This is a genomic window from Bradyrhizobium japonicum USDA 6 (assembly GCF_000284375.1).
Classification (GTDB): Bacteria; Pseudomonadota; Alphaproteobacteria; order Rhizobiales; family Xanthobacteraceae; genus Bradyrhizobium; species Bradyrhizobium japonicum.
In genome coordinates this window covers 2,668,064-2,682,814 of the sequence record NC_017249.1, presented here as the reverse complement: position 1 = coordinate 2,682,814, position 14,751 = coordinate 2,668,064, and the positions used below count along the sequence as shown (strand labels likewise).

General features: G+C 65.7%; 13 protein-coding genes. 5 read left to right on the top strand and 8 right to left on the bottom strand.

Annotated features, from left to right (window positions below; genetic code table 11):
* Window positions 1–11: 11 nt before the first annotated feature.
* On the bottom strand, window positions 12–1,325 hold the full coding sequence (locus BJ6T_RS12585) for a C4-dicarboxylate transporter DctA (RefSeq protein WP_014492745.1): 1,314 nt from the start codon (window positions 1,323–1,325) through the stop codon (window positions 12–14).
* A 134-nt stretch (window positions 1,326–1,459) separates the two neighbouring features.
* Here BJ6T_RS12585 and BJ6T_RS12580 point away from each other — a divergent pair, with 134 nt between their 5' ends.
* Together BJ6T_RS12580 and BJ6T_RS12575 are read left to right on the top strand one after the other, a co-directional pair.
* The gene (locus BJ6T_RS12580) at window positions 1,460–2,428 is read left to right on the top strand and encodes a LysR family transcriptional regulator (protein ID WP_014492744.1); all 969 of its coding nucleotides are present in this window, start codon (window positions 1,460–1,462) and stop codon (window positions 2,426–2,428) included.
* The gene (locus tag BJ6T_RS12575) at window positions 2,425–3,963 is read left to right on the top strand and encodes a glycosyl hydrolase family 79 N-terminal domain-containing protein (RefSeq protein WP_014492743.1); all 1,539 of its coding nucleotides are present in this window, start codon (window positions 2,425–2,427) and stop codon (window positions 3,961–3,963) included. Before BJ6T_RS12580 ends, BJ6T_RS12575 begins: the two co-directional genes overlap by 4 nt.
* Before the next feature lie 6 nt (window positions 3,964–3,969).
* On the opposite strand, the gene BJ6T_RS12570 is transcribed toward BJ6T_RS12575, so the two are convergent.
* Window positions 3,970–5,271, bottom strand: a complete 1,302-nt coding sequence (locus BJ6T_RS12570) for an MFS transporter (RefSeq protein ID WP_028170626.1) — start codon at window positions 5,269–5,271, stop codon at window positions 3,970–3,972.
* Window positions 5,272–5,627: 356 nt separating this feature from the next.
* On the opposite strand from BJ6T_RS12570, the gene BJ6T_RS12565 reads away from it, so the two are divergent.
* From BJ6T_RS12565 to BJ6T_RS12555, 3 genes are read left to right on the top strand one after another with little or no spacing between them, the layout of a single operon-like run.
* On the top strand, window positions 5,628–6,842 hold the full coding sequence (locus tag BJ6T_RS12565) for an ABC transporter substrate-binding protein (protein ID WP_014492741.1): 1,215 nt from the start codon (window positions 5,628–5,630) through the stop codon (window positions 6,840–6,842).
* A gap of 7 nt (window positions 6,843–6,849) precedes the next feature.
* Window positions 6,850–8,583, top strand: coding sequence for an FAD-dependent oxidoreductase (locus tag BJ6T_RS12560; RefSeq protein ID WP_014492740.1), 1,734 nt, complete (start codon window positions 6,850–6,852; stop codon window positions 8,581–8,583).
* A gap of 19 nt (window positions 8,584–8,602) precedes the next feature.
* Window positions 8,603–9,397 (top strand): IclR family transcriptional regulator, encoded by a 795-nt coding sequence (locus BJ6T_RS12555; RefSeq protein WP_014492739.1) that lies wholly within the window; start codon window positions 8,603–8,605, stop codon window positions 9,395–9,397.
* A 204-nt stretch (window positions 9,398–9,601) separates the two neighbouring features.
* Here BJ6T_RS12555 and BJ6T_RS12550 read toward each other — a convergent pair whose 3' ends face one another.
* The 6 genes from BJ6T_RS12550 to BJ6T_RS12525 all read right to left on the bottom strand — a co-directional run bounded on the left by BJ6T_RS12550 (window position 9,602) and on the right by BJ6T_RS12525 (window position 14,748).
* Complete coding sequence (locus BJ6T_RS12550) at window positions 9,602–10,384, bottom strand: SDR family NAD(P)-dependent oxidoreductase (protein ID WP_014492738.1); 783 nt, start codon at window positions 10,382–10,384, stop codon at window positions 9,602–9,604.
* 57 nt (window positions 10,385–10,441) lie between these two features.
* The gene (locus BJ6T_RS12545) at window positions 10,442–11,032 is read right to left on the bottom strand and encodes a thiamine pyrophosphate-dependent enzyme (RefSeq protein ID WP_014492737.1); all 591 of its coding nucleotides are present in this window, start codon (window positions 11,030–11,032) and stop codon (window positions 10,442–10,444) included.
* Window positions 11,032–11,574 (bottom strand): thiamine pyrophosphate-binding protein, encoded by a 543-nt coding sequence (locus tag BJ6T_RS12540; RefSeq protein ID WP_014492736.1) that lies wholly within the window; start codon window positions 11,572–11,574, stop codon window positions 11,032–11,034. The genes BJ6T_RS12545 and BJ6T_RS12540 overlap by 1 nt, the downstream gene beginning before the upstream one ends.
* Window positions 11,575–11,916: 342 nt before the next feature.
* Window positions 11,917–12,609, bottom strand: a complete 693-nt coding sequence (locus BJ6T_RS12535; protein WP_225005418.1) for a GntR family transcriptional regulator — start codon at window positions 12,607–12,609, stop codon at window positions 11,917–11,919.
* A 120-nt stretch (window positions 12,610–12,729) separates the two neighbouring features.
* On the bottom strand, window positions 12,730–13,473 hold the full coding sequence (locus BJ6T_RS12530) for an aspartate/glutamate racemase family protein (protein WP_014492734.1): 744 nt from the start codon (window positions 13,471–13,473) through the stop codon (window positions 12,730–12,732).
* Window positions 13,474–13,482: 9 nt separating this feature from the next.
* Entirely contained in the window at window positions 13,483–14,748 is a 1,266-nt protein-coding gene (locus BJ6T_RS12525) for an NAD(P)/FAD-dependent oxidoreductase (protein ID WP_014492733.1), read from the bottom strand.
* Window positions 14,749–14,751 lie beyond the last annotated feature (3 nt).

The window sequence follows — 14,751 nt, the reverse complement described above, 5'->3', positions numbered from 1 at the left end:
ACCTTGGATCCTTACTTCACTGCCTGGATTTGAGCGGCGGACTGGGCCCAGTCCTCGCGGTTGAATTCCCCGTCCCATTTCGCGACCACGATCGCGGCGACGGCATTGCCGATGGTGTTGGTGATGGCGCGCGCCAGCGACATGAAGCGGTCGATGCCGAGCAGCAGCGCCAGGCCCTCCGCCGGAAGCCCTGCCGCGACGACGGTCGCGGCGAGCGCGGCGAACGCACCGCCGGTGACGCCGGCTGCGCCCTTGCTGGTGAACAGCATCACCACGAACAGGCTGAGCTCCTGCGCAGCGGTCAGCTCGATGCCGTAGACCTGGGCGACGAAGATGGTGGAGAGCGGCAGCGTCAGTGCGACGCCATCGAGATTGAAGGAATAGCCGGAGGGAATGACGAGGCCGGCGACGGCACGCCCGACGCCCGCCTTCGGCAGCTTCTCCATCATGCCGGGGATGGCGGTCTCCGACGACGAGGTGCCGAGCACGACGAGCAGCTCGTTGCGCAAGAGGCGCAACAGATCCATCAGGCGGATGCCAACCATGCGGCAGATCACGTTGAGAATGACGAAGATGAAGAACCCCATCATCGCCCAGGCCGTGCCGACCAGCAGCGCCAGCGCATAGAGCGTGGCGGCACCGAACTTCGCCACCGTAAAGGCCATCGCGCCGAACGCGCCGATCGGCGCCAGCGCGACGACGACATGGACGACGCTGAACACGAGCTCGGTGATCCGCTCCAGGCCGGTCCGCAGCGGCGCGGCCTTGTCGCCGAGCAGCAGCAGGCCGATGCCACAGAGCAGCGCAAGCACGAGCACCTGGAGCACGTCGCCGGCCGCGAACGCGCCGACGAAGCTCTCGGGGATCATGTGCTGGATGTAGGCCGACAGCGAGCCGACATGGGCCTGCTGATAACGCGCGACCGTCTCGGCTTGCTGCGCTGTCGCATGCGCCACGCCCGCACCGGGCTGCACCCAGCGCACCACCACAAAGCTGATCAGCAGGCAGACCGTCGTCACCGCCTCGAAATAGGCGAACGCCTTGAGGCCGATACGGCCCACCGCCTTCATGTCGCCGACCTGCGCGATGCCGGTGACCACGACCAGGAAAATCAGCGGCGCGATCGTCATCTTGATCAGTGAAATGAAGCAATCGCCGAGCGGCTTGAGCTCCACCGCAAAGGCCGGAAACAAAGCACCAAGGAGCGCACCGAGCGCGGCACCGGCAACCACCAGAAAATATTGCTCACGCCAGAACGGCTTGCGGCGGCTTTCGGAGACTGGCTTCGACAGGGGCTCAGACAATTGAGTTGCGGCGATCTGCAATTGATTTCCTCCGACGCATCGTCGCGCCATGCGGCGTGGCGCCTTGTTCTGGTTTTGTGATGACGTTTACATTGGACCAGCAGCGCCCGAGGCGCTAATGCCGTATCGGTATGATTTGAGGACGAAACCGCATCATGGACCTGGTCTGGCTGGAGGATTTCCTTGCCATCGCCGAGGAAGGCGGGTTCTCGCGCGCCGCCCAGCGACGGCATGTGACCCAGCCGGCGCTCAGCCGCCGCATCAGGTCGCTCGAGGAGTGGCTGGGCACGCCGCTGTTCGAACGTTCGACCCACACGATCACACTGACGCCGGCCGGCGAGAGTTTCCGCCCCGTCGCGGAGGACGTGCTGCGCCGGGTCCTGGTCGGACGCGAGGAGGCGCTCGAGGTCGCACGCCTGAAGGCCGAGACCATCACCTTCGCCGCCACGCATTCACTGTCGCAGACCTTCTTTCCGGAATGGATCCGCAACTCCGACAGCGCGCGGGCCGACTCCGCCGTGCAGCTCGTCGCTTCGAATTTCGCCGGCTGCGAGAAGCTACTTCTGGATGCGCAGGCGCATTTCATGCTGGCGCACTACCATCCGACGCTGGTGAGCCGGCTCGACATGGACCGCTTCCAGCGCGTCGATCTCGCGACCGACGTGCTGATCCCGATCAGCGCGCCGGCCGCAAAACCGGGCCGCGGTGGACGCAGCAGTAAAAAGGCGCAGCCTCGTTACGCCCTGCCCGGCGCATCGGGCGCGCCGCTGCCCTATCTCGCCTATCACCCCGGCTCGGGCGTGGGGCGGCTCGTCACCTCGTTCCTTGCCGCGAAGGATCCGACGGCGTGGCTGGCGCCCGGCTTCGCCGCGCCGGTCATGCTGCTGGTCGACATGGCGCGCGAAGGGCGCGGCGTGACGTGGGCTCCGATGAGCCTCGTCCGCGCCGATCTCGACGGCGGCCGCCTGTTGCGCGCCGGCGGCGCGGATTGGGACATTCCGATCAGCGTCTCGCTGTTCCGCACGCGGGCCCGTATGACCCGGGCGGCCGAGAATTTCTGGAATTCGGTGCGCAAGGGCCGGCCGGGAGTGAAATCCATCGCCGCTGCGCCGCGGACCAGATGACCGTGTCGCGGATCAAGTCGGCCTTCGGGCTGCCTCGGCCGCAGATGCTGCTGATGAGCCTGCTCGCTGCCACAACGTTAGACGCGGCGCACGCCGGCGGCGCCTCCATCGCACCCGCCGAGCTGAAGGCGATCGGCACAATCGATGCGCGCTTTCAATCCTACAATATCGAGATGGTGGAGGTGACCGGCGGCCGGTTCTGGAAGCCCTTTCCGCGCACAATGCGCGCGCTCGATGAGCGGGATCGTTACGGCGAGAGGCCGCCGATCGATCTTGCCAATGCGCGGCTACGCAATCTCGCCGCCGCTTTGGCGCCGGCCTATCTGCGCGTGAGCGGCACCTGGGCCAATGCGACGTTCGTTGCCGACACGGACCGCGCACCGGCCAAGCCCCCGCCGGGATTCGACTCTGTGCTCAGCCGTCAACAGTGGCGTGGCGTGATCGACTTCGCGCGCGCAGTCGACGCGGAGATCGTCACCTCTTTCGCGATCAGTCCGGGCAGCCGCGATGCAGATGGCGCGTGGCAGACCGGTCAGGCGCAACGCCTGATCGACACGACGCGTTCGCTGGGTGGCCACATCGCGGCGGTGGAATTCATGAACGAGCCAACGCTTGCGGCGACGAACGGCGCGCCGCCGGGATATGATGCGGCCGCTTACGGCCAGGACTTCAGGATCTTTCGCGAATGGATGCAACGCGTGGCGCCCGAGACGCTGATCGTCGGTCCGGGTTCAACCGGCGACGCGCCGTCGCCATCCGGGTCGGGCATCACCACGCGCGATCTGCTCGCCGCATCCGCCCGCGGCATCGATCGCTTCTCCTATCATCACTACAACACGCTCTCGCCGCGCTGCGGCGGCCGCGACGATCCGGCGCAGGCGCTCTCCGCGGACTGGTTGGCACGCACCGACACGACGTTCGCGACCTATCGGGCCCTGCGCGACGCATTCGAGCCGGGCAAGCCGATCTGGCTGACGGAGACGGCAAACGCCGCCTGCGGCGGCAACCCATCGGACAAGACGTTTCTCGACGCATTCCGCTATCTCGACCAGCTCGGACGCTTGGCGAGGGCCGGCGTCCAGGTGGTGATGCACAACACGCTGGCCGCCAGCGATTACGGCCTGCTCGACGAGGGAACCTTCCGTCCACGGCCGAACTACTGGGCTGCGCTGCTCTGGCATCGGCTGATGGGAACGATCGTGCTCGACGCGACCCCGGTCACCGCGCCGGATCTCCATCTCTACGCGCATTGCCATCCGGGCATGCGGGGCGCCGTGTCCGTGCTCGCAATCAACGCGTCGCGGCACGCATCATCGACCCTCACGCTGTCACATCCCGCCGAGCGTTACACGATACATGCGACGTGGCTGCAAGACGCGGCAGTTCGGTTGAACGGCAAGACGCTCGCGCTGAGTGCCGATGACGAACTGCCCCGACTTGAGCCGCGCGCAACACCTGCGGGAGCGATCCGGCTTGTGCCGGCGACCGTCACCTTCCTGGCGTTTCCGGACGCAGCAAACCCCGCCTGCCGGTGACCGCGCTTACGACTTCAGCGCGTCGCGCGCCGTCTCCGGCGCCATCAGCGTCGCGATGATCGTGATGACCGACAGCGCGATGATGTAGACCGACACCGCCCAGTACGAGCCGGCCCATGCCAGCAGTGCGGCCGCAATCAGCGGCGAGAAGCCGCCGCTGAGCGCGGCCGCGACGTTGGCGCCGAGCGATGCGCCGCTGTAGCGCACCTGGGTGCGGAACAGCTCCGGCATGAACGCCGCCTTCGGCCCGAACAGCAGGGCGTGCGTCAGCGTCATCGTGACGACGAGTGCGAACGTGATCAGCGCCGGCTCCCTGGTGTCGAGGAACCAGAACAGCGGAAACGCCAGCGCCACCGAGAACACCCCGCCGGCGAGATACAGCGCCCTGCGGCCGAAGACGTCGGAGAGCCAGCCGGCGAGCGGCAGCGTCGCGAACTCGACCAGCGCGGCATAGACCACCGCGTTCAGGATCACCTGGCGAGGCAAGCCGAGTTTCGTCGTCGCATAGACCACGGTGAAGACGGTGAGGAGATAAGCGAGCCCGACCTCCGACACCGTGATGCCGATCGCGAGCAGAAAACTGCGCCAGTCGCGGCGCAACACCTCCAGCACCGGCTGCGCCAGCACTTCCTTGCGCTCGACGACTTCCTTGAAGTGCGGCGTTTCCGCGAGCTTGAGCCGCACGATGAAGCCGACGCCGACGAGCAGGATGCTGATCAGGAACGGCACGCGCCAGCCCCAGCTCAAAAAGTCGGCCTCGGGCAGTTGCGTCATCAGACCGAAGATGCCGGTCGAGGCGGCGACGCCGACGGGAAAGCCGATCTGCACCAGGCTGCCGTAGAAGCCGCGGCGATCACCGGCGTGCTCGATCACCATCACGACCGCGCCGCTCCATTCGCCCCCGAGCCCGATGCCCTGGACGAAGCGCAGGATGATGAGCAGGATCGGCGCCCAGACGCCGATCTGGCTGTAAGTCGGCAGGCAACCGATCAGGAAGGTGCCGAGCCCCATCGCGATCATGGTCGCGACCAGCATGGTCTTGCGGCCGAGCCGGTCGCCGTAATGCCCGATGATCGCGCCGCCGATCGGACGCGCCACGAAGCCGACCGCATAGGTCGAGAACGCCACCAGCGTTCCGACGAAGGGATCGAAGCTCGGAAAGAACAGCTTGTTGAAGACCAGCGCAGCTGCCGTGCCGTAGATCAGGAAATCGTACCACTCGATCGCGGTGCCGAGCGCGCTTGCCCACACCACATGCGCCGTCGTCGATTTCTCCGCGGCCGCGGAGACCCCCGTTGCTGCCGTCATGCCCTGCCCCAAAGATTTCTGGGGCATCATGGCCAATCGTGCAGAGGGTTGCAACCTGCGGGCGCGATAGCTCTCACAGGATGACTGCGCGAGATTTATGCGCCGCTGCTCCACACCCGTCATTGCGAGCGCAGCGAAGCAATCCAGACCTTCTCCGTAGAGCAAGTCTGGATTGCTTCGTCGCAAGGGCTCCTCGCAATGACGGGTGTTGAGGCAGTCGCGGCTCCGTCGTCCCGTCCGCCAGGAGGAACCTCTCCACCCCCCATTATTCGCCATTGACAAACTCATTCGCCAATATCTAATTTGCCTCCAGAATAACCAGCCGCGCCAAGCGGCCAATAACAGAGGGATCGACGATGAGAGGGCTTTTGGCCTGCACCTTGCTCGCGGCCATGACTTCGGCTGCCATGACCACGGTCGCTAGCGCGCAAGTCTCCGACGACGCGGTGCGGATCGGCGTGCTGACGGATCTGTCGAGCTGGGGCCGTGACAACAGCGGGCCGGGGTCGGTCGAGGCGGCCAAGATGGCGGTCGAGGAGTTCGGGCCGACCGTGCTCGGCAAGCCGATCGAGATCATCAGCGCCGACCACCAGATGAAGACCGATGTCGGCGTGCAGATCGTGCGCGGCTGGTTCGACAACGGCAAGGTCGACGCCGTCGTCGACATCCCTAACTCCGGCATCGCGATCGCAGTCCACAACATGGTGCGCGAGCGCAACAAGATCGCCCTGCTCTCCGGCCCCGGCGCGAGCTCGCTGACCGACGAGCTGTGCAGCCCGAACACCGTGCACTTCACCTACGACACCTACGCGCTGTCGAAGGTCACTGCCTCCGCCGTCATCAAGGAGGGCGGAAAATCCTGGTACTTCATCACCGCGGACTACGCTTTCGGCCAGCAGCTCGAGAAGGACGCCACGCGCTTCATCAACGAGATGGGCGGCAAGGTGCTCGGCGGCGTCAAGCATCCGACCAACACCGCCGACTTCTCCTCCTTTGCGCTCCAGGCGCAAAGCTCGAAATCCGACGTCGTCGCCTTCGCCAATGCGGGCCAGGACACCGACAACGCGATCAAGCAGTCCGGCGAGTTCGGCCTGGTCCAGGGCGGCCAGAAGCTCGTCGGCCTCCTGATGTTCGACACCGACGTGCATGCGGTCGGCCTCAAGGCCGCGCAGGGAACCTACATGACCACGGCGTCCTACTGGAACATGGACGAGGCCACGCGCGCCTGGTCCAAAAAATTCTACGAGCGGACCAAGGTGATGCCGACCATGATCCAGACCGGCGTCTACGGTTCGGTGCTGCATTATCTGAAAGGCATCAAGGCCGCCGGCACCGACGACCCCGCCAAGGTGATGGCCAAGATGCGCGAGCTGCCGATCGAGGATACCTTCGTCCACGGCGGCAAATTGCGCGAGGACGGCCGCGTCATCCGCGACATGTACCTGGCCAAGGTGAAATCGCCCGAACAGTCCAAGGAGCCGTGGGACTATCTGGAGATCGTCAAGACCGTGAAGGGCGAGGACGCCTTCCGCCCGGTTTCCGAATCCAAATGTCCGCTGCTGAAGAAATGAGGCCCGCATGACCGGCAACGAGCGCAACGCAATTGAAACTTACGAGTGCGATGTGCTCGTGGCCGGATCGGGGGCCTCCGGCATGTCGGCCGCGATCACCGCTAGATATCGCGACCTCGACGTGCTGATCGTCGAGAAGGAGCCGCGCTTCGGCGGCACCACCGCCCGCTCCGGCGGCTGGCTCTGGATCCCCGGCACGTCGCTGGCGAAGGCCTACGGCATCGAGGAGGCGCCGGAGCAGGCCCGCACCTACCTGCGGCACGAAGCCGGCAACAATTTCGATGCCGCGCGGGTCGATGCGTTCCTCAGCGCTGGCCCCGAAGCGGTCGACTTCTTCACCAGCAAGACCGCGCTGCGGTTCGACATGCCGCTGGTGTTTCCCGACTATCATGCCGAAGCGCCGGGCGGCGCACAGGGCGGCCGCTCCATGGTGACGCGCCCGTTCGACGGCCGCGAGCTCGGCGACCAGATCAAGACGCTGGGCATGCCCCTGCCCGAGCTCACCGTGTTCGGCATGATGCTCGGCTCCGGCAAGGAGATCATCCATTTCATGCGCGCGACCAAGTCGCTGACTTCGGCAGCTTATGTCGCAAAGCGGCTGTCGCGCCATTTGATGGACGTGCTGCGCTATGGCCGCGGCATGACCTTGACCAACGGCAACGCGCTCGCCGGGCGCCTCGCAAAATCCGCGCAGGACCTGAAAATCCCGATGTGGCTGTCCTCGCCGGTGCGCGAGCTGATGGTCGAGAACGGCGCGGTGACCGGCGCCATCGTCACCCGCGAAGGACGCGAGGTGCGCGTCCGCGCGCGGCAGGGCGTCGTGCTCGCCTGCGGCGGCTTCCCGCATGACGTCGAACGCCGCAAGAAGATGTTTCCACACGCACCGACCGGCCACGAGCATTATTCGCCCGGACCGGCCGGCAACACCGGCGACGGCCTGCGCCTTGCGGAAAGCGCCGGCGGACACGTCGAGGCTCGCCTGCCGAACGCGGCGGCCTGGGTGCCGGTGTCAGTGACCAAACGCAAGGATGGTTCGAGCGGCGTGATGCCGCATTTCATCGACCGCGCCAAACCCGGCGTGATCGCGGTGATGCGGGACGGCAAGCGCTTTGCCAATGAGGGCAATTCCTATCACGACTTCGTCCAGGCCATGATCAAGGCGGCGAAGCCCGGCGAAGAGATCGCCGCTTATCTCGTCTGCGATCACCCGACGCTGCGCAAATACGGCCTCGGCTGCGTGCCGCCGTTCCCGATGCCGCTCGGTCATCACCTCGATACCGGCTATCTCATGCGCGGCGACACGCTGGAGGCGCTGGCGGCGAAGGCCGGCATCGACGCCAAGGCGTTCACGGCGACCGTCGAGCAGTTCAATGCGACCGCGCCCCTGGGTCACGATGCCGCCTTCGGCAAGGGCTCGAAGGCCTATAACCGCTACCAGGGCGACGCCATGCACGGCCCAAATCCCTGCATCGCACCGATCAAGAACGGCCCGTTCTACGCCATCAAGATGGTGATCGGCGATCTCGGCACCTATGCCGGCATCGTCACCGACGAGAATGCGCGGGCGCTGGACGCCGAAGGCCGGGTGATTCCCGGGCTCTATGCCGCCGGCAACGACATGGCGAGCATCATGGGCGGTAATTATCCGGGCGCCGGCATCACGCTTGGGCCGGCGCTAACCTTCGGCTACATTGCCGGCCGTCATCTCGCCGACAGCGCCGCGAAGCGCAACGCGGCGTAAGCCACGCGCCAGGAGACGCATGAAGAGAGAAAGCCGCGGCATCCAGTCGATCGAGGTCGGCGGCGAATTGCTTCGCGCGCTCGCGAGATGCGGCGAACCGATGATGCTGCGCGATCTCGCGCGCGAGGCCGGCATGACGCCGGCCAAGGCGCATCCCTATCTCGCCAGCTTCTCCCGCATCGGGCTGATCGAGCAGGACGAGACCACCGGCCGCTACGAGATCGGCGCGCTGGCGCTGGAGCTCGGCCTGATCAGCCTGCGCCGGCTCTCCGGCGTGCGGATCGCGCAGCCCAAAATCGCGGCGCTCGCAAGCCAGATCGGGCACGCGGTCTCGCTGGCAGTCTGGGGCACGCATGGCCCGACTGTGGTGCAGCTGGAGGAGCCCGGCCAACCCATGCACATCGTGATGCGCGCCGGCTCGGTGATGGCGCTGCTGGAGACCGCCACCGGCCGCGCCTTTGCCGCCTTCCTGCCGGAGAAAACGATCAATGCCGCGCTTGAAAGCGGCCTCGACCGCCACGGCGTCGGTTACAATCCGAAGCGCGCGGTGAAAGGCGCGAAGGTCGCCGAGATGCTGACCGAGGTCCGCAAGCACGGCCTCGCCCGCGCGCTCGGCGATCCCCTGCCCGGCGTCAACGCATTCTCGGCACCGGTGTTCGACCATTCCGGCCATGTCGCACTGGTCATCACCGCGATGGGACCGGAAGGCACCTTTGATGCGCGCTGGGACAGCCCCATCGCCCACGCCCTGCGGGATTGTGCGGGTGGGATTTCGAAGCGGCTGGGGTACGGGATGACGGTGGCGGCGGAATAGCCGCATACAACGACCGCTGTCATGCCCCGCGACCCGGCTGCGCCAAGGCTTCGTCGGGGATGCGGTCTAGGGGCGCCGAAGCTTTAGCGTAGGCGGCAAGCGGGGCATCCAGTACGCCGCGGCCCATCGCATCTATCGCCGCTGTCTCGGAGTACTGGATCGCCCGGTCAAGCCGGGCGATGACACCGAGAATGGAGCCACCCCCTACTTCTCCTTCACCGGCACCGTGTAGTTCAGGATCAGCCGGCCACCATCCGGATAGATCGTCTGCCCGGTGATGTAGGACGCGTCATCACTCGCAAGGAACGCCACGACGGAGGCCACCTCGCTCGGCTCACCGCCGCGACCCGCCGGCGTGCGTGACATCACTGTCTTGCGGGCATCCTCCGAGGTGTAGATGGACGACGCCACCATGTCGGTCAGAATCGTGCCCGGCCCGACCGCCACGACGCGGATGTTGTGCGGGGCGAGCGCAACCGCAGCGACCGAGGTCAACTGCTTCATGCCGCCCTTGGAGATGGCGTAGGTCGCAAGCGCTGGAATCGCCAGCAGCGCGTTGACCGAGGACATGTTGATGATGACCCCGCCGCCGCTGCCTTGCGCGATCATCTGCTTGGCCGCGGCCTGCACACCGAAGAACGCACCCTTCAGGTTGATGCCGATGATTTCGTCGAATTCCTCTTCGGAAATCTCCAGGATGTCGCGGTTGCGGGCGACGCCGGCATTGTTGACCATGATGTCGAGCCGGCCGAATTCCCTGACCGCGGTCGCCACCGCACGGTCGACGTCCGCGCGCCGCGCGACGTGACATGGCACGGCATACAATTCCTTGGGCTTGCCCAGCTCGTTGACCGTCTTCTCGAGCTCATCCGTATCGACGTCCGAGATGACGACCTTGACGCCGTCGTCGAGGAATCGCTTTGCGCACGCCTTGCCGATGCCGCGCGCCGCGCCGGTGATGACGGCGACCTTGCCGGATAGTTTCATGGGTCTCACTCCAGGATAGCTGCTTGGGCAGCGAGCTATCCCGGAGAAGACCCCGGTTCAAGCCGCCGCGAAGCCGAGATGAGCACGGAACCGGTTCTTGATAAAGACGGCATCGCGCGAGGGCAGCGAACGCGGCGGATTTTCAGCCAGAACCTTTATGACAAAAAGCCGCGGGCCATCGGACGGTCCGGTGATCTCTGCGGCGAGGCGCTGCACGTCCTCGAGCGTCCGCACGGTTCCGGTCGCGGCGAAGCCGCAGGCGGCGGCAATTGCCGTAAGATCGACGCCGCGGCCGGTGTGGCTCGCCTGCATCCCGGTCTCGCCAAAATGCTGGTTGTCGATCACGACGATGTCGAGATTCTTCGGACGCGCGACGCCGATGGTGGCGATGCCGCCGAGCCCCATCAACTGCTCGCCATCGCCCGTCAAGGCGAGGACGCGCTTGCCCGGCTGCGCCTGCGCGAGCCCAAGACCGATCAGCGCGGCACCGCCCATCGCGCCCCAGAGATAAAAATTGCCGCCGTGATCCCCCACGGAATGCAGGTCGTAGGTGGGCGAGCCGAGACCGGAGACGACCAGCGTGTCCTTGCGGTCCTTCAGGAGCGCGGCGACAGCGGCGCGACGATCGAGTTGAGCTTGCATTGGCATCACCACTTCTTCTTGCCGATCAGGCGCTGCCCGATCAGGACCGCGATCTGCTGATCGGACTCGTAGGCGAGCGATGCCGCCGATTCGACGGTCTCGACCAGATCTTCCGGCGTCTCCGCGCGCATCACTTTCAGGCCGATCGCTTCCAGCGACGGCTGCGTCGCCCGGCTCATCGGCACCTGCCACGGATTGAACTCGGCCCATTCGCCGCGCATCGTCACCAGCATCAGCAGGGGAAAGCGGCCGATCGCCGACAGCGACAGCATGTTGATGCAATTGCCGACGCCGCTCGACTGCATCAGCAGCACGCTACGCTGCCCGCCGAGCCAGGCGCCGGCGGCGATCGCAATGCCCTCCTCCTCGGTCGTCAGCACATTGGTGGTGACATCGCGGTCGGCCGAGAACATGCGGATCAGCTGGCTGTGGCCGGCATCCGGCACGTACGACATCTGCCTGACGTCGGCGGCCTTGAGGATGCGATAGAGCTCGGACGGCCAGTCATCGCTGCTGCGCGCTTCGGGATTGGGCTGGGGGCTGTGCACCGCGTGTCTCCATGAATGTCGAGCGGCACGCTAGCGATTATTCCGCGCGACGGCTCTGACCGTCTGGCACGATCAGGTATTGAAGGATTGTATAGCTGCCTTTTCCGTTGTCGCCTGCGGGACCAGAGCACGATGCGCATGACTGCGCCCTCTCCCCTTGCGGGAGAGGGCATCACAACAGGCTGACACAAACTCACTGGGGTGAGGGGTATCTCTCGGCGCATTCACATGCGTCGATACGCGCCGAGAGATACCCCTCATCCGGCGCTTCGCGCCACCTTCTCCCACATCCGCCATCGCCAAGGCTTCGGCGGACATGAGGGGAGAAGGGAAGAAAGAATCTCAATTCGCCGCGGACCTCGCCGCAGCCGGCATGTAGATCTGCGCGTAGCCTTCCTTGATCGCGGAGGTGATGCGGTCGAGGCGGCGGTCGATGTGCTTCTCAAGCACCGAGACACAGGCCTCTTCGTCGCGGGCCTTCAATCCTTCGACGACCGCGCGGTGCTCGGCCTGGGTGTTGGAGCGGTTGATGCGGTCCATGTCGATCCAGCGCACGAAGCGGATGCGGGCGTTGACGTTGCGCAGCACGCGCAGCATCTCGGCGTTATTCGACATCCCCATCAGCCGCTCGTGAAAAGTCTCGTCGAGTTCGACCAGCTCCACCGATGAACGCTCGCCGGGATCGGGACCGGTGGCTTCGAGGAATTTCAGGAGCGCGTCGATGTCCTCGTCCCTGGCGCGCTTGATGGCGAGGCGGATCGAGGCGACCTCGATCGATTTGCGCAGCTCGTAGAGATCGAAGATCTCGTGCGCATCGAGCTCGCGGCAGAAGAAGCCCTTGCCCGGCGTGAAGCGCAGGAAGCCTTCGGTGTTGAGACGGTTGAGCGCTTCGCGCAGCGGCGTGCGGCTGACACCGAGGCGTTTTGCCAGCTCGCCCTCGTTGAGCCGTTCGCCCGGCTTGAACTCATAGCTCACGGCCATCGCCTTGAGCTGTTCATAGACGCGATCGACGATACTATCGGAAGCCAGTTCCACGTTGCTCTTCATAAGCTGCATTCATGCCCGAACACAGCCCAATATACCGGGGCTGTATGGACGATTGCAATCCAAACAGCTGCCTAGCACATCTTGTGCAGAGCTTTGCGACAGCCGGACTCAGGCAAACGCGCGCGGGCGCAGTCCAGCATGAAACCAGGTGATCATGGAATAGATGTCGTAGACCGGCAGTCCAACTTCGGCCTGCAAAGCTGCCGCATAAGGCGGCATGTTGGTGCATTCGAGCACGATGGCGCCGACATCCGGATTTTTCGCGACCAACTCCTTGCCCGCCTCGACCACGTCACGCTCGGCCTGGGCCACATCCATGTCGTCCTTCTCGGCCTTGATCAGGACGCGAAAGAATTCCTTGCCGTGCTCGGTGCCGACCAGCGGCGTATCGAGCGGCACGCCGGCGCCTTCGAGATGGGCCGGCGTCAAGGTCGAGCCTGACACCGTGACGAGGCCGACACGCTTGCCCGGCGGCAAGGTCGCCTGCACCCACGGCACCTGCATCAGTGACGAGGTCGCAACGGGAACGCCGACGGCGGCCGCGATCTCCTTCTGAAACAGCGAGAGGAAACCGCAATTGGTGGTGATGGCTTCCGCGCCCAACCGGACCAGGTCCTTCGCCGCATCGATGAAGTCAGGCAGCAGGCCAGCGGCGCCCTTCAGCACGACCTTCTCCGGCGACGCGCCGCTCACCACGCGATAGAGCACGGGGAACGGCCAGGTCGTGCCGTTGCCCATGTCGCCGGGAATGCGGGGAAAGCGCGCTTCCAGCATCAAGATGCCGAGCGGCGCGCCATAGATGGCCTTGCCGCCGCGGGCGATGCGAGAGGACGAGTTGGCTGGATAGGTCATGGTGCGTTCTCAGAGGAAGCGAGTGGGCGCGAACGGCGCGAGCGGAATCTCCGGCTGCTTGCCGCTCAGGAGCTGTGCGACGAGACGACCGGTGCGGGCCGATCCGACCAGGCCGACATGGCCGTGGCCGAAGGCGTAGACGATGTCGCGCGAGGCGCGCGCATGGCCGATGCAGGGCAGGCCATCGGGCATGCTGGGCCGATGACCGAACCAGGTCTTGATGCGCGAGGGCGGAATGTCCTTCGGCAGTTTCGGGAACATGCTGAAGAGGTTGTTGCGCAGGATCTCGGCGCGCTTCCAGTTCGGCGCGGCCTCAAGGCCGGCGATCTCGACCGTGCCGGCGGCGCGCAGGCCCTTATCGGTCCAGTTCACCACCATGCTGACGTCGGACGCCATCATCGAGCTGCGCGGACCCGATTCCGGGTTCTCGATCATGACGTGATAGCCGCGCTCGGTCTCGAGCGGCAAGGGATCGCCGACCGATGCGGTGAGCGGCTTTGACCGCGCGCCGGCGGAGACCACCGCGGCATCGCAAGCAATCTCACCGGTTTCGGTGAGAACGGCAACGAGCTTGTTGCCTGAAAGCTTCAGACCGGTCGCCCTGGCATGAACGAGCTTGGCACCGCTCGCGAGCGCATGCTGGGCCAGCGCCGCAACGTAAGCGCCGGGATCGCGGCAGCGGCCGGCTTCCTCCACCACCACGCCAAACGTGTAGCGCGGATGCAGATCCGGCTCGCGCTGACGCATCTCGTCGGCGTTGAGCTCCAGCCATTCGACGCCGACCTTTTTGCGCAGGCGCCAGCCGAGATTGCTGTCGAAATTGCCGCGCGACGGGAATACGTGCATCACGCCGTTGCGCTCGACCAATTCAGGCACGCCCGCTTCTTCCGCGAGCTTCTTGTGCAGCAGCGGCGCGTCCTTCAGCAGATCGCGCAGCGCAAACGCCGTCTTCTCGACCCGTGCCTCGGTCCAGCCCGACAGCAAATACTTGATCAGCCAGGGCAGCGCCTTCGGCAAGTAAGACCAGCGGATCGCGAGCGGGCCGAGCGGGTCCATCAGATAGCCCGGCACCTTCTTCCAGAGGCCCGGCTCGGCCGGCGGAATCACCGAATGCGAGGAGAGCCAGCCGGCATTGCCATAGCTCGCCGCCTGTTCGCCACCGGGCTCGCCCGCGTCGATCAGCGTGACGCGATGACCCTCGCGTAGCGCCTCGATGGCGCTGACCACGCCGATCGCGCCGGCTCCGATGATGGCGACGTGGCGGCTTTCCGGCATCGC